The following is a 25535-nucleotide window of genomic DNA, read 5'->3' as shown; positions in this document are numbered from 1 at the left end:
AGCCGCCTGCCGCTGAGAACGTGGCGCCACCGGGACACCGACGGCCCTCCCGGGGAAGGAGTCCGTAGCCGTGACGGCTATCCAGCCGCCTTGTGAGCAGCAGAGAACGAGGGGTGCGCTGACGGTGTTAGCGACCGCCCAGTTTCTTGTCGTGCTCACCACGTCGATCGTGAACGTCGCGCTGCCGGCCATCGCCGAAGGGCTGACGCTGTCGCCCTCCGGTCTGGCGTGGGTCGTGAACGCCTACGTCCTCGCGTTCGGATCGCTGCTGCTGTTCGGTGGTCGACTCGGCGACGTTTTCGGCCGGCGGCGGGTCTTCGTGAGCGGTACGGCCGTGTTCGCGATCGGCGCGGCTGCCGCGTCGGCCTCGACGAACTCGGCAGTGCTCGTCGCGGCGCGGGCAGTGCAAGGTGTCGGCGCGGCATTGTTGGCGCCGGCCGCCCTGGGGTTGGTGTTCGCGCTGTTCCCGCCGGGTTCGGGACGCGCTCGCGCGCTCGGCGTCTGGGGTGCCGTCACTGGTGCGGGCGGAGCGGTCGGTGTCGTACTCAGTGGGGTGCTGACCGATGTGTTCGGCTGGCGCTCAGTGTTCCTGGCCGGGCTCGCCGTGGCGGCGCCGATCCTGGTGGCGACGCGGCTGCTGGTTGCGGCGGACGTGCCGGCCGGCGGTCGGATCGACCTGGTGGGAGCGGGGCTGGTCACGGCCGGCCTGGTCGCTGCCACGCTCGGCCTCTCGGGGACCGGTGAGCATGGATGGATCTCGGCACGCACCGGCGGTCTGCTGCTGGTGGGTGTGGCTCTGCTGGCCGCGTTCGTGGCGACCCAGCGGCGGATCGCAGAACCGCTGCTACGGCTGAGCGTTCTGCGGACGAGCACGGTGTGGCGGGCCAACGTGATGATGGTGCTGCTGGGAGCCGCCTGGCTGGTTCTGTTCTACTTCCTCCCGCTGTATCAGCAACGCGTGTTGGGGTACTCCCCGATCCGGTCCGGGCTGACCCAGCTACCGCTCGCGCTGGCGGTGACCGCCGCGTCCACGGCGGCGCCCCGCGTCGTCCGTCGAGCCGATCCCCGGCTTCTGCTGACCGCTTCCTTGATCCTGGTCGGCGCCGGACTCGCGTGGCTCGCTCGGATGCCGGTCGACGGCACCTTCATCACGGCGATCGCCGTGCCGTCGGTACTGATCGGAGCCGGGCTCGGCGCGGCGTTCGTTCTCCTCACCGACCTGTCAGCGGCAGGTGTGCCGACCGCCGACGCCGGGCTCGCCGGTGGACTGATCAACACGACCCGTCAGGTTGGCGGCGCCGTCGGCCTCGCTGTGCTCAGCACGATCGCCACCTCGGTCGGCTCCTCGGATCCGACCGCTCCGGCGCCCGCGCTCGCCCGCGGCTACAGCGCCGCCCTTCTCGGCGCGGCGGCCCTGAGCGCACTGAGCGCCGCCTCCGCGTTCCTGCTGTATCCGCGGCGTGCTCCTCGAAAGGAATCCACATGACTCAGCTAGCCGTGCCGTACATCAGCGGGCACTACACGCCCGCCACCGACGAGACGTCCGCGACCGACCTGCCGGTGCGTGGCGCGATCCCGCCAGAGCTGGAGGGTCGCTACATCCGCAACGGGCACAACCCGAAGCCGGGCGTCGTTCCGACCCATTGGTTCCGCGGCAGCGGCATGCTGCACGGCGTCCGCCTGTCCGGCGGTCGGGCCGAGTGGTACCGCAACCGCTGGGTGCACACACCGGCGTTCGAGGACGACGCGCCGCTGTTCCGCCCGGACGGATCGATGGACTTGGCCGCCAGCGCCGCCGCTACCCACATCATCGAGTTCGGTGGCCGGCTGCTCGCCCTCCAGGAAGCCAACCTTCCGTGGCAGGTCAGCCCAGGACTGGACACCGTGGGGGTGTTCGACTTCAGCGGCGGCCTGAAAACGCCGATGACCGCCCATACCAAAGAGGACCCGATCACCGGCGAGCTGCACTTCCTGTGCTACTCGCCCTTCCCGCCGCACCTGATCTACTACACCGCCTCACCGGCCGGGCAGATCACTCGCGCCGACGTCATCCACAGTGCCGGTCCGTCGCTCATGCACGACTTCGCGATCACCACTGACCACGTCATCTTCTTCGACCTGCCGGTGACGTTCGACGCGGCCGAGCAGTCCGGCATCCCTTACCGGTGGAACGACGACTACCCGGCCCGGATGGGCGTGATGCCGCGCACCGGGCCGGCCGACGTGCAGTGGTTCGACGTCAACCCCGGAGCGCTCCTGCACAGCACGAACGCCCACGTCGGCACCGACGGGCGGATCGTCGTCGACGGCCCCCGCTACGACCGCACCGCGTGGGAATCGACCTGGAAGTGGTGGGTCGGCGTCCCCGGCTACAGCACCGTGCCCGGTACCGGCATGACGGCGTACCGGTGGACGCTGGACCCGGCGACAGGTAAGGCCGCCGAAGAAGCGACCGATGATCTGGTGACCGAGTTTCCCACGATCGACAACCGGTTCGTCGGCCTGCCCAACCGGCACTCGTACGCCCTCGCGTTCCCCGGCAGCGGCCGGAGCGACTGGGGAATCGTCAAGTACGACAACGAGACCGGCGCGCGATCGGCATTCGACCTGGGTCCCGATCGGCTGCCCGGCGAGCCGTACTTCGTCCCCACCGACGACGGAACCGCCGACGACCACGGCTACTTGATGTCGATCGTCAGCGACCTCGGCTCCAACTCCTCCGAACTGCTCGTTCTCGACGCCTCCGACCTGCGGGAGGTGGCCGCGGTGGAGCTGCCGCGGCGGGTTCCGGCCGGCATCCACGGCTCCTGGATCCCCGACTCCGATCTCCCGTGACCGAAGGGACATCCGATGACCTACCCGACGCACATCGACGAGAACGCCGTCGTCGTAGTCCGCCGCGAGCTCACCATCAACGCGCCGATCGACCGGGTCTGGAAGCTCCACGTCGACGTCGACGGCTGGCCGGAGTGGCAGACCGACATCGGCTCCGCCCAGGCCGACGGACCGCTCGACGTCGGTTCCACGTTCCGCTGGACCACCTCCGGACTCTCGATCGTCTCCACCGTCTACGCGATCGACGTTCCTCACCGCATCCTCTGGGGCGGCCCCGCGCACGGGATCGACGGCGTGCACCAGTGGACGTTCACCGCCAACGGTGCCATCACGCACGTCCGCACCAAGGAGTCCTGGGACGGGGACCCGGTCCGGGCCGACGCCGAGAACCTCCGTGCTTCGCTCGACGCGTCGCTCGCGTCCTGGCTCACCCATCTCGCTACCGCGGCGGAAGCAGCCACCGCGAGGATCGGCTGAGGGAGGACCCGGTGCCGGCCGCACAGAGACCGGCAGGCACTGCGGGAAACACCGTGGACGAGCCCTTGTTCCCCGAGCCGGCCAGCTACGTAGGTCCTGCCGATGCGAACGAAACCGGCGAAGTGTTTTTTCTGACGCGGTGGACGTCGTGCGCGCCGATACCTGCCGCGACGCCACAGTCCGGACCCCTACTCCAAGGCGGCGATGTTGATCTATCACGGAAATCGCATAAAAATGAAGGACGGCGTTTCTCCACGAGTTGCGGACGAGGCGGTGGCCGTGTTGCGGAGAGCCGGCGAGGAAATTCCTGCCGTCCTGCATTTCGTAGTCGGCGCCGACGTCAGCGCCGACTACGACTTCGGAGCGGTGTTCGTCTTGGCTGGTCTGGACAGCTATTGGCAATACCTCTCCCATCCGGCTCATTTCGCGGCCGAACGGGGCGGACTGCCTCTCATGGCCAAGTTCGAGGCTTTCGACATCACGGACGACGATGACCCCGACTTCCGCCAGAAAGTTGCCGACCTGCAGAGGCGTCATGTCGAATCCGACCCCGAACTCGCCACGCTCATAGCCGCTCTACCGATGAACCTCGGGAGTAGCGCGATGCCCTTCACAGGGGGTTAGAACGCTGTGATCGACCGTGTGCGACGATGAGTCCCCACCTGGCCGGCACTCGGCGGCCGCGAGGCTGTTCGTCAGCCACGGTCCGGCAAAGACGAGGTAGGCCGAGGTATGTCGTGCCTCGGCCACCACTCGCTCACGTCGAGGCCAGGCGCAATTGTCGTGCCCATCGTTTCGATCATGTCGAGGACGCAACGTTCAGTGGCCTGCGGATCGCTCGCATCGGCGACCGCGACCTGAATTCCTGTGTTCAGCCGACCGTTTCATCCACCGTGGCGGAAGGCGATACCGTTCGGATCATGCGGACGGACGGGCCTCCTCCTCGCCTCGTCGGAAGGCACGACGAAATCCGGCATCTCGACGAGATGTGCGCCGCCGCTCGCGCAGGCCGGGGTGGCGTCGCGGTGCTGCGCGGCGAGACAGGGATCGGCAAGAGCGCACTCCTGGACCACATGTGCGAAGCCGCTGCGGATCTCCGGATCATCCGTGCCTCCGGCGCGGAATTCGAGACCGTGCTGCCCTACGCGGCGCTGCACCAATTGTTCACCCCACTCCTCGGACAGGTGGCGGAGCTCCCGGCCGAACACCGCGACGCCCTGCGGCTCGTGTTCGGACCGGCACAGGAAACCTGCGACCTGTTCCAGATCGGATTGGCGACGCTGAACCTGCTGGCGCGCGCGGCGCGGGATCGTCCGTTGCTCTGCGTCATCGACGACGCGCAATGGCTCGATCCCGCCTCGGCGAAAGCACTCGTGTTTCTCGCCCGCCGTATCAGCGCCGAGCCCGTGACGATGGTGTTCGCGGTCCGGACGCCCGGTGCGGAGGAGGACCCGCTGGGCCGGCTGCCCGGTCTGGTCGTCGGCGGGCTCAGCGACCGCGAATCGCGTCTGGTGCTCGCGGCGAGCGGTGGTGCACACCTCGACGACGAGGTACGCGACCGGATCGTGGCCGAGGCGCACGGGAACCCTCTCGCGCTCCTCGAACTCCCGAAGGCGGGCGGCTTCGCACCGCCCGACACGTCATCCCTGCCGACCCGGATCGAACTGAGCTTCCGGGCCAGACTGACCGGCCTTCCCGCCGCACCACAGATGCTGCTCACGGTCGCGAGCGCCGACCCGACCGGTGATCCGCACCGGCTGTGGTCTGCCGCGCGTCAGCTGCACCTCGACGCCGCGGGTGTCTGCGCGGCAGCCGCCGACACCGGCCTGGTCGAGTTCTCCACCCGGATCCGCTTCTGCCATCCGCTCGCCCGGTCAGCGGTGTACGGCGCTGCGTCAGCTGATCAACGGCGCGCAGCCCACGAGGCACTGGCGGACGCCGCCGATCCGACGGTGGATCCCGACCGACGAGCGTGGCACCGTGCCCTGGCCTGCGCCAGCACGAACGAGGAGATCGCCACGGCGCTGGAGTGCTCCGCGTCCCGCGCTCGGTCGCGGGGAGGACACGCCGCCGCGGCGGCGTTCCTGGAGCGCGCGGCCGCACTCTCCGCCGACGTCGACAAGCGTGTCGGACGAACGCTCGCGGCAGCGCAGGCCGGACTCGACGCCGGCACCGTCGACACCGCGGCGGAACTCCTCCGGACCGTCGGAGGCGCCGTCCTCGACGAACGCGGGCACGCCGACGTCGAACTCTTACGCGCTCAGATCGCGTTCGCGCGGCACGACGAGGACAACGGCCCGGCGTTCATGTTGCGTGCCGCGGAGTGGCTCCGGGACGTGGACCCCGACCGGTCGCGGAAGTGCCTCGTCGACACCCTGGAGAAGAGTCTGTTCGTCGGCCGGGCGAGCGGCATCATGGAACTGGTCCTCTCCGCCGCCCGCTCCGCAGCACCGACCTCCCGCTCACCCGATCTCCTGGATGCACTGGTGTCGCTGGCCACCGAGGGACACCGGGCCGCCGCCCCACTGATCCGGGCGACACTCCACGACGCCGAGAGGCCGATGTGGAAACGGCGTCCCGCTCTCGGCGCCATGCTCGCGGCCGAATTCTGGGACGTCGGGATCAACCTGGCGATCGTCGAGTGGCTCCTGACGACCGGCCGCGCGTCGGGCTCGCCCCTCGTGCTCCGGCTGGGTCTCGCCCTAGCGGCGTCCAGCGCCGCGCTCATGGGCGACGTCGGCCGCGCCATCGCGGCCACGGCCGAAGGCGAAGCAATCGCCGAAGCCCTCGGCCTGGCCCCGGCGTACTACGACCGCCTCCACGTGGCAGCCGTCCGTGGCGACCGGGCGGCGTTCCGGCTGTTCTCGGACGTCACAGCGGCAGCATCCGAGCTCGGGTCCCAGCATCTGGCCGCGAACGTGCACTGGTCGGCAGCCGTGCTGAACAACAGCCTGGCCGACTACCCGGCCGCGCTCACGGCTGCCCGACAGGCCGTCGCATCCCGTGACCTGTTCCTCGCCGGCGCCGCGCTACCGGAACTGATCGAGGCGGCCGTCCGGTGCGGCGAGACCGGAGCCGCCACGGACGCGCTCGAGGCACTGTCCGAACGTGCGGAGGCCGGTGACACGCCGACCGGCTCAGGCATCGCAGCCTACGCGCGGGGTCTGGTGACCGGAGCGGAGGACGATTACCGGGAGGCGATCGAACACCTCGAACAATCGCCGCTGCTCCTCTACCGGGCCAGGTCACAGCTTCACTACGGGGAATGGCTGCGCCGCCACGGGCGCCGACGCGAGAGCCGTGGACACCTCGAGATCGCCCACGAGCTGCTGTCCGGCGCCGGAATGGACGCCTTCGCGCAGCGGGCCGCCGATGAGCTGCTCGCCACCGGCGCGGTCACCCGCAGCCGATCCGTTCGGACCTACTATCAGCTCACGCCACGGGAGTTGTACGTCGCTCGGCTGGCCGCCACCGGTGCGACCTCCCCGGAGATCGCCGCTCGCCTGTACCTGAGCCCACGCACCGTCGACGCCCACCTGCGCAGCATCTTCCGGAAGCTCGGCGTCACCTCCCGCAGGCAACTCAAGGACGCGCCGGGGCTCGGCCCGGTCTGACACCGGTTCGCGCGTCAGGGGCCGGCGAAGTCCACGCACCACCTTCGCAGAGTCGTATCAGGCGATCGCAGAGGAGAGCCCGTGCTACCGGTACCTGAGTCGGCCCATCCAGACCCGCCACTCTCCGCGGGCTCGGGGCCGGCCGGCCGCGACGAACCGAGCCGACAGTCACCGGCCCCCCCGCCGATCACCCCGGTTCGTCGACTCGCCGCACGCCTCGTCGACCTCGCCCTGTGGTTTCTTCTCTTCGCTCTGCCCGGCCTGCCGGATCGGCTGTTCGCGGATCTCGCCGCCCCGGCCAGCCCGATTCCTGGCTGGGTCTTCTCGCTGTGGCTGCCGCTGTCCGGGGTCCTGTACTCCGCGGTCTCCTTCGCTGTCTACCACGGAACGACGCCGGGCAAGTGGCTCCTCGGCTTGCGCGTCGTCTCCTCCGGCGGCGCACCGGTCGGCTTCGCGCGGGGGCTGGGCCGCGAGGTCTTCTTCGTTTTCGGCAGCCTCACGCCCCTTCTGGGGCTCGTCAACGCACTGTGGTGCCTCTGGGATCGGCCGTTGCAGCAGTGCCTCCACGACAAAGCAGCCGCCACCCACGTCATTCGCCGCTCCTGACCACCCCGCCGGCCTCCCGGCCGAGCCGCGTGTCCGCGTGCAGGTGACGGGAAGCCAGAACGACCACCCGCCTCGGAATCGTCGACGGTCACGTCGTCTCGCGCCGCGGCGAGGCCGTCGGTGCCGCCGCGGCGGAGACCGCCAACCACTCGATCAGGATCCGGTTCACCTCGGCAGGCCGCTCCTGCTGGATCCAGTGGCCGCACCCGTCGAGGATCCGGGAGGAGATCAGTCCCGGAAGCGTGACCGGATAGGCCTCGATCGCCGCGGCCAGCCAGGTCGTCGACGCGTCCAGGACGCCGCCGACGAACTGGGACGGCTGGGTTATCGGAGCGCCGTCGAACGCGGCGAGGTCTCCCAGCCCCGGTCCATGTTCCGGTAGCGGTTGAACGCCCCGGTGAGGCCGGTCGTTCAAACTCCCCGGCATAGACGTCGAGGTCTTCCTCGCTGAGCCAGGCCGGCCGCCGCTCGAACGGGGAACCGATCACGCAGCCTGCCGTTCCTGCTGACGAAGTGCGGGTCGGGCGGTGCCATGGTGTCGCCGAGCAACGCGGCGTAGCAGCCCGCGAGCCCGCCGCGAACGTCGGGTTCGATCTCGGCCTCCGCGCGGCCCGGCTGCTGGAAGTTGGAGACGTAGAACTCCTCCTCCCAACCCAGCTGGGCGAAGGCCTCGCTGGGCCGCGGACCGCCGCGCGGGCTGTAGGGAACGCTCAACAGCCCGACCGCGCGGAAGACCTCCGGCCGGACCAGCGCCGAGTTCGCTGCGATGGTGGCGCCCCAGTCGTGGCCGATCACCACCGCCGTCTCCTCGCCCAGGGCACGGACGACCGCGACGTTGTCCTCCACCAGCTCGAGCATCCGGTAGGCGTCCGTTCGGCGCGGGTCCGGAGGAACGGCCGTAGCCCTGGCTCCGGAACCATCGAACACGCCGCGTGGCAGTCTCAGACCGTCGACGGCGATACGCGCCGAGATCAGCGGCCCACCGATCACCGCCCCGCCAGCGTCACACTCACCGTCTAGCCGGCCGCGAAGTAGCCGGCTGCACCGCTGTCCGCGCTTTGAGCGCGTAAACGGCACGCTCGCTGGCGCCGGCCCCGCTCGCTGCTCAGAACCCGCCGCAGGCGTCAGACTCGTCGAGCGCCGTCGCACCGCCGAGCAACGCACGATGCGTGACGCTCTACCCCCGTGGCCTGGGTGTACGCGTCGGGTGCGGTTCGCCGACTTCGAGGGTGGCCACATTCAGCCAGACGACCGTGAGTTCGCCGGGAGAGCCGCCTTCGACCGTCGGATAGGTCTGCTGCTGACCGCGGTGCAGGTCCTGCGCGGGACGTGTGCGTGCGGCCTCCGCGGTGCGGGCCTTGATCAGGATCCGCCGGACGACGCCGTCGATACGCACCCACACCAGGTACTCGCGCTCCTCATCGGCCTCGTCCCGCATCTCGCCAGTATGGCGAACGCGTGTTCGATGAAGCGCCGAGGTTCCTAGATCGAACGGCTCCCGCCGTATCGGGCGCCTGGTGCCGGGAACTGTTCCAATTCCTGCACGTCGACGGATGGAGCTACCACCCCAGCCTTTCCGCAAAGGAGCTCCGGTTTGCCCGGCTACTGCGCAAGCGCCTGTTGCTTCGCTGTTATCCAGCGAGCGGGGATTGGGTGGCGAAGGCTTCGCCGATGGCGGTTTCGGCGCTGCTGTATTGGCCTTGGATCCAGCCGGCGTAGACGCGCATCAGGACTTGGACGCCTTGACCGGCGCGGCGGGCGGCTTCAGTGATGGGCAGCCCGTGGGTGATCCAGATGGTGATGCCGGCGTGCCGCAGGTCGTAGGGGCGGCGCGCGAGCGGCGACGCGGCCTCGGCGGGGGTGAGGGCGGTAGTGCGGGCGCGGTGCCAGACGCGGTTGTAGCCGGTGTCCTGGAGAGGGTTACCGCGCATGTTGGTGAAGACCCGGTCGTCGGGGCCACCGCCGTATTCCTTGAGGTGGTTGCGGAGGATCGCCACGAGGACGGGCGGAATCGGGACGGTGCGGGTCTCGGTCGCGGCGCGACGTTTGAGGCCGCGGGCCTGGCGGGGTCTGCCGGTGTCGGTCCACGCGGATCCGGCTTTGGGTTCTGCGCCGGTGAGGGTGAGCCGTTCCCAGCCGGTGTCGGGCAGGTCGCAGTCGCCAATCTCCAGGCGTACGGCCTCCGATGGGCGCAGCGCGGCGTAGTAGAGGGTCGCGAAGAACGCGACGAGCCGTTCGGCGTGCGGGCCCTGTGCTCCGACCGCGGCCAGCAGCGCGGTCACCTGCTGCGGGCTGGGCACGGTGCGCCGGTCGAGGGTCTGGGCGGTCTCGGGTGGCCGCCAGCGGACGAGTTGGAGGGGTGGGGTGGTGAGCAGGCCGCGTTCGATGGCGTAGCGGCAGGTCTGGGACAGCGTGGCGCGTTTGCGGGACAGCGTGCTGGCCGCGGCCGGGGTTCCGTCGAGCTTGACCGCACAGGCGTCCAGGACGTGCCGCACGGTGGCCGGCTGGCTCAGGGCGTGTACCGGCAGCGAGTGCTTTTCGATCCACGCCAGCGCGGCGGTGATCTGTGGGGCGGGTGGATCGGTCCATGCCTGGACGGGCCGGAACGCGTAGTGCAGCAACGCGCGTCGCGTGATCGCTGGATCCGGTGCCCCGCTGCGGCGGGGTGTGAGTAGCGCGAGGGTGATGGTGGTCAGGCCCTCGGCGCGGGACCGGCGGTCGGTCGGCGCCGAGCGAGCCCAGCGCATCCGGGCGTAGTCCTGGGCGTGGGCGAACCAGGTGACCGACTCACGAGCCCGGGCCAGTCTCGCGGGCAGGCCGGTGACCAGGTCGAACGGTTCGCCGTTATTCAACGCGGACTTCAGCTGAGACAGGTAGCGGTCGGCGGGCACCTTATGTTTGAACGACGCGGTCTTCTCGTTGCCCGAGCCGCCGACGGTCCAGCGGACCCGCCACCGGCCGGTCTTGTCGCGGGGCCCTTTGACGTACTGCAGGTCACGGAAGCGCACCTGGAAGCTGCTGCTTCCGCCGGCGGTGGGTGCTGCCGGGGTCATAAGCGTCGTTCCTGTTCGTGGTCGTCGAGGTGGGCGTGTTCCCAGGCGGTCAGGTCCGAGCGGCGAATCCGCAGATGGCCGTTGGGCAGCCGGATCGCGCGCGGCGCGCTGCCAAGCTGACGCCAGCGATAGAGCGTGTCGGGAGAGATCTTTAGAACGGCCGCGACCTCGGACACGGTCAACAACTCCTCCTCCGGATCCGCTCGGTGTATGGGAGCGGTCTGATCGACGCTCCGACCCCGGCGACCGGTCAAGTCACCCCCGCTCTGATCGCGGCCGCCATCCGGACCAGCCGAACGCGAACGAGCAGAGAGGCGCCGAGCCGAATCACGGCGCTCAGTGGGGTATTGGGCAGAGTGGTGCGAGCCAGCCATGCGTGGCGGTCCTTTCAAAACGAGGGAATGACGAAACGCTCGCCAGCGAACGGCCCCTGGGGCCGGACGCCAACGAGCGCATAGAGGTGAACGAACTACAACGTGGGCGAATGAGATCGGCGAGGGATGTCGGTCGCCGGCACAGCCAGTCATCGCGCCGCGGGATGGCCGCCATACCTTCGTGCGGTTCACCTTCTGGCCAACCGGCGCAACGAGGACCACTGCCGAACTCTCCGATGCCGGACAGTCAGCGCGAAACGCAACCGTGAAGCCCGGCGAGCAACCCAATAGCTCACAGCACCCCACAGCGTCGGTGGGTTGTGAGCTGATATGAGACGCCCACGCCCGCAATGGCCGGAAGATCTGGCCGGAGCCGAGCAGCTCATCCGCCCGGGCAAAGCGGAGAGCTTCGACGCGCAGACCCGCGGATTTAAAAGTCCGAAATGGAGGCTTATCGAGTCTCCCATTCTATTTGTACCACCGCGATCCAACCCGCGCTACTACCAACTTCCTGGTGATACTGGCTTGGAGTCGGCCTTTCCAGACCAAGGATCGTCGGGGCGCTCGCGACGCCGGTGCAGGGCCTGGTGTCGCGGAAGAAACGCTGGCGGCTTTGCTTCTGGTTGTGGGCGGAGCGGCTTATTTCCGCCGTACGGGCGAGAGCTCCAGCCCACGCCGATTCCGATGATAGTTCGTCCGTTCGACAGCACATCCAGGGAAGCGATCTCCTTCGCGGTGATGAGGGGATCGCGCTGCGACAACAGGGTGATCCCGGTTCCGAGCCACAGATGGTCGGTCGCCATGGCTACGGCGGTGAGCGCCACGAAAGGGTCTAGGGTGCGGTAGTAGTTCCGATCCAGTTGCCCCCCCGGGGGGGACTTCACCTCGACCGGCATGTGCGTGTGCTCTGCGAGGAACAAAGCGTCAAATCCTCGCTGTTCGACCTCTCGACCGAGAACGTCAGGACGGATTCCCTGATCGGTGACAAGAGTTGCAACTCCGAATTTCACGGTGCCTCCAGAAGTGCACAGTCGCAATATCCGAGAGATCAGCGAACGTTCCCAGCAGACGGAAAGCCATTCGGGTGCGGGTGACGACGCGGAAGACTTGGGCACGGTGCTTATCCGCATGCCAGAGGAATCGTGATACTTTGGCAGTCTGGCGGCACTCTCGGGGAACGCGGGGGAAGCAGCAGAAGTGATCGGACGCGCTAACCGCATCTTCGAGACGCGCGTCCTCGACTACATGCTGTGCATGCGTCTACAGTAGTGCTTCGCAAGCACCGACTGGTAAACATTGGTTGGGCTTTAACGGCTGCGGCGCTCATCCTTTTTGCTGCGACGGGAATCGCAATCGTCGTCCACCGCTGATCTGGCGTAGACCCGGGGACGTCCGCTTCTGCCGCGGATGGGATAGCGAGTGGAGTATCGAGACTCCACTCGCTAGTCGGCAGGTCCATGTCGGCCTCAAGCGGCGCATGTCAACGATCAGCGGAGCGTACCTCTCGTGTATCCCGTGTCGGGTCACGGCTGCCGCCCGGCACAATCTTGGCTCATTCGCTAAGCAAACGCGGAGGGGAAGTTCTGAATGCCGCCCCGGGGAAACGAGGTCGATCCACTCGCACAACTCTTCTTAGCTAGAAAACTGTGCCTGAGTGCAACTTCGTCGTCATCGCCGGCCAGCCTCACATGGACAAGTCAGGCGGCGTCTGCTCCGTCCTTAAAGTCACCGTCAATTCGCTTAACCGAGAACGAATCGACCCGATCCGACCGTAACCCCTCCGTCCGGCGTGGGAAGCCACGGCGCAGGCTCAAGCACGGCTTCGGACCCGATGGTGGTACTGAAGTCTTCGTTGCTGGCCTCGGCAGAGTCGAAAAGTTTCTGGTTGAATGGTAAGTTGCCGCCACCGCTTGGAATTCCTCCTTAGGCGCCTCCCCATCCAGCTGTGGCGCCGCCAGGGCGAAGCTGGACGCCTCCCTGCGCAGGCGGCCGCGGCCGTGGGCTGGATGGCGGCTTCGTGCCCTCGTGGGCGTGGTCATCGCGCTCTGCAGGATTAGTCGGTAGAGACACGAAACGCCTCCAAAACCTGGACGCTCAAGTGGGATCTCCAATAGCGCTACTCGGGTTGTTGGCTGACCGGATCTCCTCGGTTCTCAGAACGCATCAAGTTCCGGCGCTGCTTAGAGCGGGGCGCTTTGAGAGCCCTTCCAATCTATTCCCGGCGGACTGCCGCTTGTGGCCCCTGTTCAGGGTTCATCGCGCAGGAGGGAAGAACCCTGCAACCCGCCGACCGTCAGAGTTGCTGGCGAAAAGACGTGGATGGCGACCGACTTGGGCCCATACCTCAGTGACCTGGGCGAGAGACGGAGTCACCTAACGTACGTCCTCATCTGGCCGCCGTCAGAGCGTTCCCCGATCCGCGGCTTCCGTGGACATGGCGGTGGAGAGGCTGTGGATGCGTTCGGCGTGGGAGAGCTGGAGCTCGCGTCCTCTGGTCAGGAAACGTTCGACCAGACTCAGCTCGGCGTCGGTATAGGTGTCGAGGGCGGCGCGGCCTGCGGCTCCGATCGGGTCGTAGATGCGTTGGAGGATCCGGTGGGCAGGCGGCGTCAGCGCGAGGACGGCTCGGCGGCGGTCTTGGGGATCGGGGTCTCGCGAGACGTAGCCGGCGGCGAGCAGTCGCTGGATGGCGGTGCTGGTGGCGGCCGCGCTCAGCCCGGCGGCCGCGGCGGCTTCTCCGGCGGTGAGGCGTTTCCGGCCGTAAAGGGATCCCAGGATCCTCAGGTCGGTGCGGTTGACGCCGAGGATCGCGCTGGCCGCCGCGTCGACCTGCGCGGCGGCGGCACCGAACTCCGCCGCGGCCGTCGCGGTGGCTTCGAGCAGTGCGGCACGCTCAGATTGCTTCGACACTCGAAGGATTCTACGCTGGGTGGATCCTTCGATGTTCGAATGGTTAAGGAGCCGCCCATGTCCCTGCAGCCGCTTCCGCGGTGGTTGCCGCTGGCCAACCGTCTTGTCAAGGGGGTGAGCCGGATCGGTGTTGCGCTCGGCACCGTGCAGGTTCTCACCGTTCCGGGCCGGGTTTCCGGCCAGCCCCGCTCGACTCCGGTCTCTCCGCTGATGGTCGGTGGTCGCGAGTACGTTATCGCCGGCGTCGCCCGGTCGCAGTGGGCGGAGAACGTCCGGGCCGCCGGTCACGGAACGCTGGCCAGAGCTCGGAGAAGGCGGCCGGTGCAACTGCGGGAAGTGAAGGATCTCGACCTCCGCCGGGCGGTGATGCGGGCGTTCCCGCGCGAGGTTCCTGGCGGTGTACCGTTTTTCGTTCGGCTCGGACTGGTCAGCAGCGGCGATCCGGACCAGTTCGCCGCGGCGGCGGACCGAGTGAAGATCTTCGAGGTCCTCGAAGGCACGCTGCCGCCCTAAGCCTGGAAGCAGCTTCAGAACACCTGCTCGACGCCGTCCTCGCGGACCGTTAACACCAACAGCCCGGACCAGGACCAGATCTTCGCCGACGGAAAGGCCGCCATGGCGTACGTGAAGGCGTGGGAACCGGCGGCAGTGATCGAGAAGAACAAAGCCATGGACGGCAAGATCGGGTTCTTCGCGATGCCCGGTTACACCAGCGGCACGACGCTGCCGGTCATCGTGTCCGGATCGACCATCGGCGTGGCCCAGAAGTCGGCGCACCCGACCGCCGCCGTCGACTTCCTCCGAATCGTCAGCGGCAAAGCCTTCCAGCAGAAGATGGCCCAACAGCTGAATCTGCTGCCGGTCGTGCCGGCATTCCTGCCCGCCTCCGGCGTGACCGAGCAGCTGGAGGTCGCCACCCTGGCCTCGAAGACCAGCAAGGCGCTACCGGCTGCGCCGGGCTGGGCGACGCTCGAGACCGAGAACTACAACGAGGGCTTCTTCTCCCAGGTCGCCAGCGGCACGAAACTCACCGCCGCGACGAAGGCGTACGACCAGCACGCCGCTGAGGTCCTCAACACCAATAAGTGACTGAACAGGGCATCGGAGGCGAAGCATGGCGCTGACCGCTCACCCAGCCCCACCCCGCCGGGACCGGCAACCGTCGCGCCACCGGCGGCGCCGGCGCCGGACCGCCGCCGGCGTCCGGACTGGGTGCTTCCGTACGCGCTAATCCTGCCCGCCGTACTGGCGCTCACCGGGCTGCTGGGTTATCCCGTCATCCGGTTGCTGGTGTTGTCGACGCAGAGCTTCGGTCCGCGTGCACTCTTCACCGGCGAGGCGCCGTTCGTGGGTGCGGACAACTTCACCGCGGTCCTCGCGGACGGCACGTTCTGGGACGTGCTCGTCCGGACCCTGATCGTGGCCGGCGCCTGCGTCGCGTTGCTGATGGGCTTCGGAGTCTTCTTGGCACACGTGTTGCTGCGCGCCTCCGGGTGGGCGCGCCTGGTCACGACCGTGGTGCTGATCCTGGTGTGGGCCATGCCCATGGTTTCGGCGGCCCTGGTCTGGCAGTGGTTGTTCCAGCCTCGCTACGGCGTCGTCAACTGGATGATCGGGGCGGTCATGGACGACGCGGGCTTCCGCACCCGAGACCTGTTCGCGCACCCGCTATCCGCGCTCTCCCTGATCATCCTGCTCATCGTGTGGAAGGGACTACCGTTCGTCGTGCTGACCGTCCTCGCGGCACTCGGCCAGATACCGGAGTCGCTGGTCGAGGCGGCCGGGCTGGACGGCGCCGGCGCCGGCGGGACGTTCCGGCACATCACCCTCCCGATCCTGCAGCCCGTCCTGGCCCTGCTGACCGTGCTCGAAGTGATCTGGACGGTGAACTCCTTCACTCCCTTCTGGGTGCTCACCCAGGGCGGTCCCCAGGGTGCGACCACGACGCTCGGCGTCTACTCCTACATCGAGGCATTTACCCGCAACGACTACGGCGGGGGGCCGCCATCGCCGTTCTGACCGTCCTGCTGCTTGCCGTGTTCGCCGTCCTGCACACCCGCCGCACGCTCGCCTCCGGGGAGGCCTGGTGAAGCGCCGACGCCTGGGCGCGAATGTCGTCGCGCTCGGGGCCGCCGGCGTGATGGCGTTCCCGGTTTACTGGATGTTCGTCACGGCGCTGAAGCGGCCCGGCGACATCATGCGCTCGACTCCCCACTTCCTTCCATGGCCGATCAGCGTCGACAACTTCTCCCGAGCGCTGGACGACCCGAACTTCTGGACGTACGCCCGCAACTCGATCGTCGTCTCACTGGTGACCGTGGTGCTGGCGATGGCACTCGCGGTAGGTGCTTCCTTCGCGGTCGTCCGGTTCACGTTCGTCGGCCGCCGGACGTTCCTGACCGTGCTGGTGCTGGTGCAGATGATCCCCAGCTCGGCCCTGGTCATTCCGCTGTACCTGGTTCTGCGGTCCATCGGCGCGCTCGACCAGTTCGCCGGGCTGGCACTGGCCTATCTCACGTTCGTGCTGCCGTTCACGATCTGGACGCTGCGCTCGTTCGTCGCCGGGATCCCGATCGAGCTCGAAGAAGCAGCCATGGTCGACGGCTGCGGCCGCCTCCAGGCGTTCATCCGCGTCGTCCTGCCGTTGCTCGCCCCCGGAATGGCCGCCACCTCTATCTTCGCGTTCATCAACGCCTGGGACGACTACCTGTTCGCCTACGTCATCATGCGTGCGCAGACGCACTACACGCTGCCGGTATGGATCGTCTCCTTCCAGACCTCCGAGGGCGTGGACGACGGCGCCCTCATCGCCGCATCGGCCATCTTCTCCCTTCCTGTCCTGGTCTTCTTCCTGTTCGTTCAGCGTCGCCTGGTCGGCGCCACCACCTCCGGAGCAGTACGCGCATGACCACTGTGGATCTGGACCGGCTCGCCCACGGCGTGCTCTTCCCAGCCCTCGGCCGGCCTACCCCGCCGGTGTGGGTGGCCGAACGGGTGCGGCGGGGTCTGGGTGGATTCGTGGTCTTCGGCCGGGACATCGTCTCCCGCGAGCAGCTGGGCAGGCTCACCGGGGAGTTGCACGGGCTGCGCGAACACGTCCTGCTGGCCACCGACGAGGAAGGTGGCGACGTCACCCGGATCGAGTCCTACGGCGGGACCTCCGTGCCGGGCAACTACGCGCTGGGCCGGCTGGACGATCTCGACGCCACCCGCGTCGCGGCCGAGCAGATCGGGCTGTCGCTGGTCGCGGCCGGCATCGACTGGGACCTCGCGCCCGCGGTCGACACCGCGGCCAACCCGCTCAGCCCCAACGGCGTCCGGACGTTCGGCGCCGACCGCGTGGCCGCGCACGCCGCCGCCTGGGTGGAAGGCCTGCAGTCGACCGGCGTGAGCGCGTGCGCCAAGCACTATCCCGGACACGGTCTCAGCGGCACCGACGGTCATCTGGCGACCCCGACCGTGGACGTGCACCGCGACGACCTGCTCGGCTGGTACCTCGACCCGTTCCGTTCCGCCATCGCCGCTGGAGTCGACAGCATCATGGTGTCGCACGACCTCGTCCGGCAAGTCGACGACGTGCCTGCCACCTTGAGCCCGGTGCTGCTGACCGATGTGCTGCGCGGCGAGTTGGGCTACGACGGTGTGGTCATCACCGACGCGCTGGAGATGTGAGGCGTCCGGGACGTCGCTCCGCTGGCCGAGGCGGCGGCGCGGGCCGTCGCCGCGGGTGCCGACGCGCTGTGTCTCGGCGCGGCGTCCTACCGTGAGGACGTCGACACCGCGGCCGGAGCACTGATCGCCGCGGTCGAGAGGGCGAACTGGCCGTTGAACGCCTCGCGGAGGCCAACGCGCGGCTGGCGCGGCTGGGCCGGCGGAAACCCACGACGGGCGCCGAGCGCGACGACGACATCAGCCGGCGCCTCGCCGAACGAGCTGCCCGCGTACACGGTGACCCCCGGCTGCGCGGACGGCACCTCCTGGTGGTGCGGCTGGAACCCGATCACTCACCCGCGGTCGGCCGGCTCGGCGCGGACCTGGAAGACGAACTCGCCTCCCGGGGGCTGGCAGTGGAAGGTCTCACCATCGACGCCACCACTTACAACGGCGCGGCCACCGTGCATGCCGAGGTGGTGCAGTTCACCGAGGAGTTCGACGACGGCGAGGTCGTCCTGCTGCTCCGTAGCCCGCACCGGTTCGCCTGGCAGCGCGCCGTGATCAGCCTCGTCCTCGACCGTCATCCCGACACGGTCGTGGTGGACATGGGTTTCGAGGGCCTGGATCTGTCCGCCGCGCGGGGCTGGGTACAGACGTTCGGCGCCTCCGGGGTGTGCACACGCACCGCCGCCGCCGCGCTGACCGGCGGCTGATGAGCCACCTACTGCTCGCCGGAGCGACCGTCGACGGCGGGCCGCCGGGGGCCGGATGGCTGCGCATCGACGACGGCCGGATAGCCGCAATCGGCACCGGACGGCCGCCCGGCGAGGCTCACATCGACCTGCGCGGCGCGGAGGTCGTCCCGGGTTTCGTCGATCCGCATTGCCACGGTGGCTTGTACTCGGGCCGCCACGCCGACGTCATCACCGCCGCCCGCACGCACCTCACTGCCGGAACCACCAGCCTGCTGGCATCCATCGCGACGACCGGCCTGCCCGCCATGTGCGACGCCGCCCGCGCGATCGCGCAAACGGTGGCGGCCGGAGAGGCACCCAATATCGTCGGTATCCACTACGAGGGCCCTTTTCTGTCCGTACGCCGCCGCGGCGCCCAGACATCGACGGCATTGCGGCAACCCGACGAAAGAGTGCTCGAACAACTTCTCGAGGCGGCCGGCGGGCTCGCTCGAACCATGACCATCGCCCCGGAGCTGCCCGGCGCCCTCGAGCTGATCCGCCAACGGCCCGAAATCGCCGTCTCCCTCGGACACTCCGACGCCACCGCCACCACCTTCACCGCCGCCGTCCACGCCGGTGCTCGAGCGGTCACCCACCTCTTCAACGCGCTGCCTGCGCTCGACCACCGACAGCCCGGACCGGTCGGCGTTGCCCTCACCGACCAGCGCCTGTCCGTCGATCTCATCGCCGACGGCCACAACGTCCATGACACGATGCTCCGCCTCGCCGTGGCCGCGGCTGGCCCACAGCGCGTCCTGGCGGTGACCGACGCCATGCCGGCTGCTGGGTTGGGCGACGGCGTATATGCCTTCGCCGACCGGCAGGTATCCGTCCGCGACGGTGCCGCCCATCTGCGAGGGACCGACACGTTGGCCGGCTCGACACTGACCCTCGACCGCGCCGGCGTGCGCCTCCGCGCACTGACCGACTCGCCGGCGCACACAGTCGCGATGACCTCGGCCAACGCCGCCCGACTTCTCGGTCTGGACGACCGCGGCACGCTGTCTCCCGGAAAACGGGCCGATCTGGTCGTCCTGAACTCCGACGGCACGGCAGGCCGGGTCGTGCTAGCCGGCCGATGGATCTGACTCAACATCGGGCGCCCTGGCCCTGACGCTTGGCTCGCGCAACACACTTAACTCGGCAATGACAGCAGGTTCGCGCGTGGTGTTAGCCGGCCAGCTCGCGCGGACGCGTAGCGGCTGGTTTGTATGGCCATCGTCGGCGCGCCGGCCTCAGCCGCACCCGGTGACGTCAACGCCGCCACGGTCAAGTTCGTCATGACCGTGATCTTCGCCTTCTCGAAAACCTTCTTTGCGGTCGCGCCGCACGGCACCTGCTCCTGGCAGAGCGCGATCTTCACGCTCGGCTTGGCCAGGTCCACCTCTTCGTGCTCGCCGACGCGAACACGTCGGCGGGCGTGCCCTGCCCAATGCTCTCGGCCAGCGCCGAACTCGCGCCGAAGTTGAACTTCACGGTGAGGCCGGGGCGCGCTTCCTCGAACTGCTTGCCGAGCGTCGCGAACGACTCGGTGAGTGAGGCGGCAGCAGACACGGTCACGGTGCCACTCAACTCGTCGGCCGACGCCGAAGCGGACGTCGAACCGGAATCGTCACTGTCCGCTGAGCCGCAACCGGATAGCAGTAACGACGCGGCTGCCGCCGCTGTGGCGGCGAGTAGGACGGAATGGCGCACGGATGCCTCCGAAAGTCGTGTGCCACCGGTCCGACGCCGGTGGCCGCTGAGCTGGCGCGTCAGTTTCCGCGACGCTTGCACCGCGGTAGCGCATCAAGGCTCGCGTCTGAGCTGACTATTCAGCGACTTGCCGCGGCATTTCCGCAGTGCGAAAGCGATGACAGAACTCCGAAGTTTCGGCCTCCGACTGTCGTTTAGATGACGAACGGTCGGTGTGCGCTCGTCCCGACCTGAATGCACGCAGGGGCTAGCAGGTCGGGTGGACCGCCTCGCTATCGATCGTGGGAACGCAGACCTCGGCGTAATCCGTGTCGCTGATCAGCGTAGGCCGGATCGGCTGGGGCAGCTCGTCGCGTTCCACGTCCGCCCCGGTCAGTGGCGGGTCCTCGGCCAGCGCGGCCCGTTCTTCCGGCGTGGGGGCCTCCCGGCCCGGTGGCGCAGGTTCTCGCTGATCGTCTTGGTGGTGAGCAGGACGGTGCCGATCCCGGCCAATTCGCGCAGGCCCTGTTCGCTGATCCTGGACGTCGCGTCGGTCGCCAGCGCGATGCGGTAGTCGCGTTCGCTGGCCTCGATCAGGGTGGCCCGCGGGCATTTCGGCAAGTTGCACCTGGCGACCACGAGCGTGTCGATGCCAACGCGCTGCTCAGCAGGTCGGCCAGAGCAGTGCGGTAGAACGCTCCCCAGCGTGGTTTGCAGAGTACGTACTCACCCGGGCCGACCGGCTGGGCTCACCGGCGAGCAGACTGGCGTCGTCCAAGACCGGAGCGCCCTCGGGAAGCAGTCCGGGGACGATCTCCCGCCCCGGGCTGCCGGGCGCGACGATCCGGGCCCCGCCGGCGATCGTGCTGCGGCGGACCCGGTCGGCATCGCTGCCGTCCGGGGCCTAGAGGCGGATGACGTGGACAATCGGCTTCCCGGCGGCGCGGAACGCGGCGACCAGGTCCCGGATCCGGGGCAGAACCTCGGTGGTGCCGGGCACGCCGTACGGGCTGTCGGAGAGAAAATCCTGCTGCACGTCGGTGAGCACGAGCGCAGCGGTGTTCCAGTGCGGCGCCGACTGCCGATCGGTGAGCGGCGTGTTCACGGCACGCGTCCTTCCGTGATGAACTGGTCCGCCCTGGACCGTATCGACGCACGGGAATCACCATGAGTGTTGAGGCACTCGCCGGTGGAATCGCGCAGGGACTACCCGAATTCGATGTACCGTCGGCCGATCCGATCGGTACGGCTCGATTCCTCTGCCGTCGCGCGGATCGGGAAGGTGACAACGTCCGCGTGCGACGAGTCCGCGCTGAATGGGATCAAACAAATCAAGGGCGCCGATGGCGACCTATTCCGCGCCACGAGGCCGATCGGTTCGGCGGTCGCGGCGAGCAGATGGCCTGCAATAAGATCCGCGGGATCCGGGCCACGCTCGCCCACGACACGTTCCTGGCCGAGATCGCCCGGGCGAACAACGACGCCAACGTCATGAGCGAGCCGGGCGTGGCCTGCCTGACGGCCGTCCAGGTGATCGCCCTCCTCGTCCTGATCGTCGGGGCATTCCTCCATCCGACTGGCGGTCAGGTCTCCTCCGCTGCCCTCGACCCGGCCTCGATGCTCACCGGGTCCTTCGTCCTCGCCACCTGCATGGCACTGACCGGCTTCGTCGGCTCGGAGTCCGCGCTTCTGTATGCAGACGAGGTGCGCGACCCGGCCCGCACCGTCCCTCGCGCAACCGTGCTCGGCTTCGTGATCGCCACCATCGGGGGGTGGTGGGCAGCTTCGCCGTGAGCGTCGCCCTCGGCCCGAGGACGCCGTCGCCATGGCGAAGGGCACCTACCAGAGCCTGACCGGCACCGAGGCGAAGCCACTGCTGGCCGAGACGACGGTCCGGGTCTTCGACGGCCACGCCTCCGCGGCCCTGGTGGTGCTCGGCATCCTGACCACTCTCGCGATCCTCAGCAAATCGATCGGCGTGTCGGTGGCGCTAAGCCGCCAGATGAGCAATCTCGCCCGCGAAGGTGTCCTTCCGCGCCTGCTGACCGAGCGCCGGGGCCACATCATGCCGGTGGCGCTGCTCGGCCCGGCCACCGCAGGCATCGTCACCTTGATCACGCTCGCACTGGACCCTTCACCGCTGCCCCTCTATCTCGGCCTGTCCGCCGGGTTCGGAGTTAGGCCCGGCCCTGGCCTTCTCCCCTCCCGACACTCTCTGATGACGCCCCGGGCCGCCGCGGTCGCGTCGTCACCGTGCTCCTGGACGGTCTGCGCCCCTGACGAGGGTTTCCGCTCGGGTCCCTCCTGGGCACCTACCCGCAGGAGATACGAGCGCATAGGGGTAGCCATGCCACTGCCGATCGAGGATTACGCCGTCATCGGGGACACCGCCACCGCGGCCCTGGTCGGTAAGGACGGGTCGATCGACTGGCTGTGCGTTCCCCGGTTCGACTCCGGAGCGATCTTCGCCGCACTCCACGGCACCGAGCAGCACGGCCGGTGGCTGCTGGCGCCGGCGGGAGAGGTCCGCGCGGTCCGGCGCCGCTACCGCGGCGACACCATGGTGCTCGAGACCGAGTTCGACACCGATGAGGGCACGGTCCGTGTCATCGACTTCATGCCTCCCCGCGGCGATGCTCCGGACGTCGTTCGCATCGTGGAAGGCGTCCGCGGACGCGTGCCGATGCGGATGCACCTCCGGCTGCGATTCGACTACGGCCGCATCGTTCCGTGGGTCTACCGGGAGGAAGGCGACCTGGTCGCGGTCGCCGGACCGGACGCGGTCTGGCTGCGGACGCCCGTCGAGACACGCGGCGAGGACTTCGCGACGACAGCGGAGTTCTCGGTCGGGCCCGGCGACCGCGCGCCCTTCGTGCTCACGTACCGCCCCTCACACCTTCCGCCGCCGGAGCCGCTGGACGCGATCGTCGAGCTCGGAGCGACCGAGGGATACTGGCAGGGCTGGATGTCCGCCTGCACGTACGAGGGCGAGTGGCGCGAGGCGGTCGTCCGCTCACTACTGACGCTCAAGACGCTGACGTACGCCCCCACCGGCGGCATCGTGGCCGCGGCGACGACGTCGCTGCCGGAGGCGCTAGGCGGCATCCGCAACTGGGACTACCGCTTCTGCTGGCTGCGCGACGCGACGATCACACTGCAGTCGCTGCTCTACTCCGGCTTCCAGGCCGAGGCCCAGGCGTGGCGCAAGTGGCTGCTGCGTGCCATCGCCGGCGACCCGGCCGAGATGCAGATCATGTACGGCGTCGCCGGAGAACGCCGGCTCACCGAGTACGTCGCCGACTGGCTGCCCGGCTACGACGGACTCCCGGTCCGCATCGGCAACGCCGCCGCCGAACAGTTCCAACTCGACGTCTACGGCGAAGTGATGGACGCCTTGCACCAGGGAAGACGCTCGGCGCTGAAGGCGCAGGACCCCGCCTGGGGACTGCAGGTGCAGCTGATGGACTTCGTCGCCGGCCACTGGCGCGATCCGGACGAGGGCATCTGGGAGGTCCGCGGCGATTCGCTGCAGTTCACCCACTCCAAGCTGATGGCCTGGGTAGCGGCCGACCGCGCGGTGAAGGGCGTCGAGGAGTTCGGACTGCCGGGCCCGGTCGAGCAGTGGAAGGCGCTGCGCGAGGAGATCCGCGCCGACATCCTCACGAACGCATACGACGAGAAGCGGCAGACGTTCACGCAGTCCTACGGATCACGCGAACTCGACGCGGCGCTGCTCATGGTTCCGCTGGTCGGTTTCCTGCCCGCCGACGACCCGCGAGTGCGCGGAACGGTCGCCGCAATCGAGAACGAACTGCTCGTCGACGGGTTCGTGCTGCGCTACACCCAGCCTCCAGAGCCCGGAGTGGACGGGCTGCCCGGCGGGGAGGGCGCGTTCCTCGCATGTTCGTTCTGGCTCGCCGACAACTACGCGCTGAGCGGCCGCGACACCGAGGCCCGAGAGATGTTTGAACGGCTACTGGCGCTGCGCAACGACGTCGGCCTGCTCTCGGAGGAGTACGACCCGAAGGCCGGGCGGCTGGTCGGGAACTTCCCGCAGGCGTTCAGCCACGTCCCGCTCATCGACACGGCCCGCAACCTCTCGACAGCCCGTGGCCCGTCCCAGGCGCGCTCCGAGGAGCATCACGCATAGCGGCACACCAGGGCATGGCCGGTGCAAGACGCAACAGTCCCTGCGCATCCTCGGCGCCAACGGTGATCTGACCGCGCAGCTACTCCTTCCAGCGCTTCTGATCGGAGTCGAGTCGCTGCTCGAGCCGTGCCGTCATCTCGTCACTCATGTCGGCACGATCCCAGACCGCGAGCATCAGCTCTAAATCCTGACGGATTAGATACAGCCACGACTCCCGGGGGCTGCCGCTCCCGCCACCCAGATGATGGGCTAAACGCCCTCAATCAGAACGGTGAGCCGACGTCACGGAGGACCGCAATGCTCGTTCAGCTGACCGGGACCGGCCCGCAAGCCGAACGGGCCAACGACATTCGCTCGACCGCGCACGGAATGTTGATCCTCTGGAAAGACGACCTGGCAGATCAGACCACCGCGAACGGAGCGCGCTTAGGCCGCGCCACAATCTGGCGCATCGGCGATGCACCCTCAGCGCGACACGTTCATCGCCTACGTGCTCCGCACGCTCCTCAGCGCCCGACCTGACCCCTGGTGGGCGTCGCGTACCCCGGATCGCTGCGCAGACGCGCAAGCACCGCCACCGGTTCGTTCGAGAATGGGAGATGCGGCCGGATCAGCGGGAAGTACGCGACGGTCACGCCGATCACCACAGCGACCACGGCTCCCCACCACTCCCTTAACGGTGCCGCTGGACCTCGACCAGAACTGGCCGATCGCCAGACGGCGGGAAGGCCGAACTCGCGTCGCTAAGCTTCAAAGACGCCGACCATCTCGTGGCTCGCGCTCCCCGATCCTTCCGATCAGAGGAGTTTCCAGCCGGCGAGTCACTGACCACGTCCATGTCTTGCACCGGCCAAGCCGAGTTCGGCAATGAGCAACGGTCCTTCGACAGGAGTTCTGCGCCAGACGTCCTACCGGCCCGCCCTTTGCCGCCCATGGTGCTCGACTGATTTAGGTAAGGCTGGGCGGAGCAAGGCATGACCAGCGCGCGGTTTCTCCGCGTCACTTCAGCATAAAGATCCGGGCCCCCTGCACATGGGGCGGGCCATGGCTGAACTCCTGCCCAGTCCCGGGAGGGGTTCGGGATGGGCAGGAGCTCTGGAGCCAGTGTGGTGCCTCATCGAGCAACGTCGCCCGCAAATCAATGATTTGTGCGCAAGACAACGCCTCGCCAAGAGAAGGTCAAGGGTCCAGACGGCGTACTCGAGCGCGCCGAGGACCAGGTCGGTGTCGCACCGGTCAGAGGTCTTCCAGCCCACGATCCGGCGGGAGTAGGCGTCGCGGACCGCGGCGAGCCAGAACGCGCCTTGCCCGCAAGGCATTCTGGGCGTCGGCGACCCAGAGCCGGTTGGGCCCGGCCGCGGTGAGGTTCCGCCCGACCAGGTCGATGGCCGGCGACGCGTCCGGGTTGCGCCGGGTACTGGAGCCGGTCTTCCAGCCGCGTCGCAGATACG

The 25535-nt window shown here is 68.5% G+C and carries 22 protein-coding genes and 4 pseudogenes; 15 read left to right on the top strand and 11 right to left on the bottom strand.

Features of this window, described 5'->3' with window-relative positions:
- Window positions 1–124: 124 nt before the first annotated feature.
- The 6 genes from ACGFY5_RS43465 to ACGFY5_RS43440 all read left to right on the top strand — a co-directional run bounded on the left by ACGFY5_RS43465 (window position 125) and on the right by ACGFY5_RS43440 (window position 7532).
- Window positions 125–1486 carry an MFS transporter gene (locus ACGFY5_RS43465; protein WP_392730769.1) on the top strand — a complete coding sequence of 454 codons (1362 nt, stop codon included), beginning with the start codon at window positions 125–127 and terminating at the stop codon, window positions 1484–1486.
- Entirely contained in the window at window positions 1483–2835 is a 1353-nt protein-coding gene (locus ACGFY5_RS43460) for a carotenoid oxygenase family protein (RefSeq protein ID WP_392730768.1), read from the top strand. The genes ACGFY5_RS43465 and ACGFY5_RS43460 overlap by 4 nt, the downstream gene beginning before the upstream one ends.
- Before the next feature lie 15 nt (window positions 2836–2850).
- Window positions 2851–3312: an SRPBCC family protein gene (locus ACGFY5_RS43455; protein WP_392730766.1), complete on the top strand. Its 462-nt coding sequence runs from the start codon at window positions 2851–2853 to the stop codon at window positions 3310–3312.
- A gap of 204 nt (window positions 3313–3516) precedes the next feature.
- Window positions 3517–3936 carry a Dabb family protein gene (locus tag ACGFY5_RS43450; protein WP_392730765.1) on the top strand — a complete coding sequence of 140 codons (420 nt, stop codon included), beginning with the start codon at window positions 3517–3519 and terminating at the stop codon, window positions 3934–3936.
- Window positions 3937–4232: 296 nt separating this feature from the next.
- Window positions 4233–6926 (top strand): AAA family ATPase, encoded by a 2694-nt coding sequence (locus ACGFY5_RS43445; protein ID WP_392730764.1) that lies wholly within the window; start codon window positions 4233–4235, stop codon window positions 6924–6926.
- A gap of 81 nt (window positions 6927–7007) precedes the next feature.
- Window positions 7008–7532, top strand: a complete 525-nt coding sequence (locus ACGFY5_RS43440) for an RDD family protein (RefSeq protein WP_392730763.1) — start codon at window positions 7008–7010, stop codon at window positions 7530–7532.
- 88 nt (window positions 7533–7620) lie between these two features.
- Here the strand turns inward: ACGFY5_RS43440 and ACGFY5_RS43435 are convergent.
- From ACGFY5_RS43435 to ACGFY5_RS43410, 6 genes and pseudogenes are all read right to left on the bottom strand, one after another.
- Window positions 7621–8439, bottom strand: a pseudogene (locus tag ACGFY5_RS43435) (alpha/beta fold hydrolase); the annotation flags it as partial.
- 270 nt (window positions 8440–8709) lie between these two features.
- Window positions 8710–8970 (bottom strand): hypothetical protein, encoded by a 261-nt coding sequence (locus ACGFY5_RS43430; protein WP_392730762.1) that lies wholly within the window; start codon window positions 8968–8970, stop codon window positions 8710–8712.
- Window positions 8971–9163: 193 nt separating this feature from the next.
- Window positions 9164–10585, bottom strand: a complete 1422-nt coding sequence (locus ACGFY5_RS43425) for a tyrosine-type recombinase/integrase (RefSeq protein ID WP_392730760.1) — start codon at window positions 10583–10585, stop codon at window positions 9164–9166.
- Complete coding sequence (locus ACGFY5_RS43420) at window positions 10582–10761, bottom strand: helix-turn-helix transcriptional regulator (protein ID WP_392730868.1); 180 nt, start codon at window positions 10759–10761, stop codon at window positions 10582–10584. Before ACGFY5_RS43420 ends, ACGFY5_RS43425 begins: the two co-directional genes overlap by 4 nt.
- Before the next feature lie 860 nt (window positions 10762–11621).
- Window positions 11622–11969 (bottom strand): annotated as a pseudogene (locus ACGFY5_RS43415) (LLM class flavin-dependent oxidoreductase); the annotation flags it as partial.
- Between the two features lie 1390 nt (window positions 11970–13359).
- Window positions 13360–13869, bottom strand: a complete 510-nt coding sequence (locus tag ACGFY5_RS43410; RefSeq protein WP_392730758.1) for a MarR family winged helix-turn-helix transcriptional regulator — start codon at window positions 13867–13869, stop codon at window positions 13360–13362.
- 57 nt (window positions 13870–13926) lie between these two features.
- Here ACGFY5_RS43410 and ACGFY5_RS43405 point away from each other — a divergent pair, with 57 nt between their 5' ends.
- The 5 genes and pseudogenes from ACGFY5_RS43405 to ACGFY5_RS43385 all read left to right on the top strand — a co-directional run bounded on the left by ACGFY5_RS43405 (window position 13927) and on the right by ACGFY5_RS43385 (window position 17541).
- Window positions 13927–14382, top strand: a complete 456-nt coding sequence (locus ACGFY5_RS43405) for a nitroreductase/quinone reductase family protein (RefSeq protein ID WP_392730757.1) — start codon at window positions 13927–13929, stop codon at window positions 14380–14382.
- Between the two features lie 63 nt (window positions 14383–14445).
- Window positions 14446–14958 (top strand): annotated as a pseudogene (locus ACGFY5_RS43400) (extracellular solute-binding protein); the annotation flags it as partial.
- Window positions 14959–15081: 123 nt separating this feature from the next.
- The gene (locus ACGFY5_RS43395) at window positions 15082–15888 is read left to right on the top strand and encodes a carbohydrate ABC transporter permease (protein ID WP_392730756.1); all 807 of its coding nucleotides are present in this window, start codon (window positions 15082–15084) and stop codon (window positions 15886–15888) included.
- Between the two features lie 67 nt (window positions 15889–15955).
- On the top strand, window positions 15956–16777 hold the full coding sequence (locus ACGFY5_RS43390; RefSeq protein ID WP_392730755.1) for a carbohydrate ABC transporter permease: 822 nt from the start codon (window positions 15956–15958) through the stop codon (window positions 16775–16777).
- A complete protein-coding gene (locus tag ACGFY5_RS43385) occupies window positions 16774–17541 on the top strand; it encodes a glycoside hydrolase family 3 N-terminal domain-containing protein (RefSeq protein ID WP_392730753.1) in 768 nt (255 codons plus the stop codon). Before ACGFY5_RS43390 ends, ACGFY5_RS43385 begins: the two co-directional genes overlap by 4 nt.
- Before the next feature lie 86 nt (window positions 17542–17627).
- On the opposite strand, the gene ACGFY5_RS43380 is transcribed toward ACGFY5_RS43385, so the two are convergent.
- A complete protein-coding gene (locus tag ACGFY5_RS43380) occupies window positions 17628–17873 on the bottom strand; it encodes a hypothetical protein (RefSeq protein ID WP_392730752.1) in 246 nt (81 codons plus the stop codon).
- On the opposite strand from ACGFY5_RS43380, the gene ACGFY5_RS43375 reads away from it, so the two are divergent.
- Both ACGFY5_RS43375 and nagA read left to right on the top strand, forming a co-directional pair.
- Window positions 17853–18236: a hypothetical protein gene (locus tag ACGFY5_RS43375; protein ID WP_392730751.1), complete on the top strand. Its 384-nt coding sequence runs from the start codon at window positions 17853–17855 to the stop codon at window positions 18234–18236. The genes ACGFY5_RS43380 and ACGFY5_RS43375 overlap by 21 nt on opposite strands.
- The gene (gene nagA / locus ACGFY5_RS43370; protein WP_392730749.1) at window positions 18236–19348 is read left to right on the top strand and encodes an N-acetylglucosamine-6-phosphate deacetylase; all 1113 of its coding nucleotides are present in this window, start codon (window positions 18236–18238) and stop codon (window positions 19346–19348) included. The genes ACGFY5_RS43375 and nagA overlap by 1 nt, the downstream gene beginning before the upstream one ends.
- Window positions 19349–19395: 47 nt before the next feature.
- On the opposite strand, the gene ACGFY5_RS43365 is transcribed toward nagA, so the two are convergent.
- From ACGFY5_RS43365 to ACGFY5_RS43355, 3 genes and pseudogenes are all read right to left on the bottom strand, one after another.
- Window positions 19396–19644 carry a hypothetical protein gene (locus ACGFY5_RS43365; protein WP_392730747.1) on the bottom strand — a complete coding sequence of 83 codons (249 nt, stop codon included), beginning with the start codon at window positions 19642–19644 and terminating at the stop codon, window positions 19396–19398.
- On the bottom strand, window positions 19620–19820 hold the full coding sequence (locus ACGFY5_RS43360) for an extracellular solute-binding protein (protein ID WP_392730745.1): 201 nt from the start codon (window positions 19818–19820) through the stop codon (window positions 19620–19622). The genes ACGFY5_RS43365 and ACGFY5_RS43360 overlap by 25 nt, the downstream gene beginning before the upstream one ends.
- Before the next feature lie 507 nt (window positions 19821–20327).
- A pseudogene (locus ACGFY5_RS43355) lies at window positions 20328–21039 on the bottom strand (cysteine hydrolase family protein).
- Window positions 21040–21101: 62 nt separating this feature from the next.
- Here ACGFY5_RS43355 and ACGFY5_RS43350 point away from each other — a divergent pair.
- Window positions 21102–21728 carry an RpiB/LacA/LacB family sugar-phosphate isomerase gene (locus ACGFY5_RS43350; protein WP_392730743.1) on the top strand — a complete coding sequence of 209 codons (627 nt, stop codon included), beginning with the start codon at window positions 21102–21104 and terminating at the stop codon, window positions 21726–21728.
- Between the two features lie 553 nt (window positions 21729–22281).
- A complete protein-coding gene (locus tag ACGFY5_RS43345; RefSeq protein ID WP_392730866.1) occupies window positions 22282–24084 on the top strand; it encodes a glycoside hydrolase family 15 protein in 1803 nt (600 codons plus the stop codon).
- A gap of 506 nt (window positions 24085–24590) precedes the next feature.
- On the opposite strand, the gene ACGFY5_RS43340 is transcribed toward ACGFY5_RS43345, so the two are convergent.
- Window positions 24591–24740, bottom strand: coding sequence for a hypothetical protein (locus ACGFY5_RS43340; RefSeq protein ID WP_392730742.1), 150 nt, complete (start codon window positions 24738–24740; stop codon window positions 24591–24593).
- Window positions 24741–25535: the final 795 nt, after the last annotated feature.

Origin of the sequence: Cryptosporangium sp. NPDC048952, from assembly GCF_043197895.1 — a bacterium.
Taxonomy (GTDB): domain Bacteria; phylum Actinomycetota; class Actinomycetes; order Mycobacteriales; family Cryptosporangiaceae; genus Cryptosporangium.
This window is presented reverse-complemented; position numbering and strand designations above follow the sequence as displayed.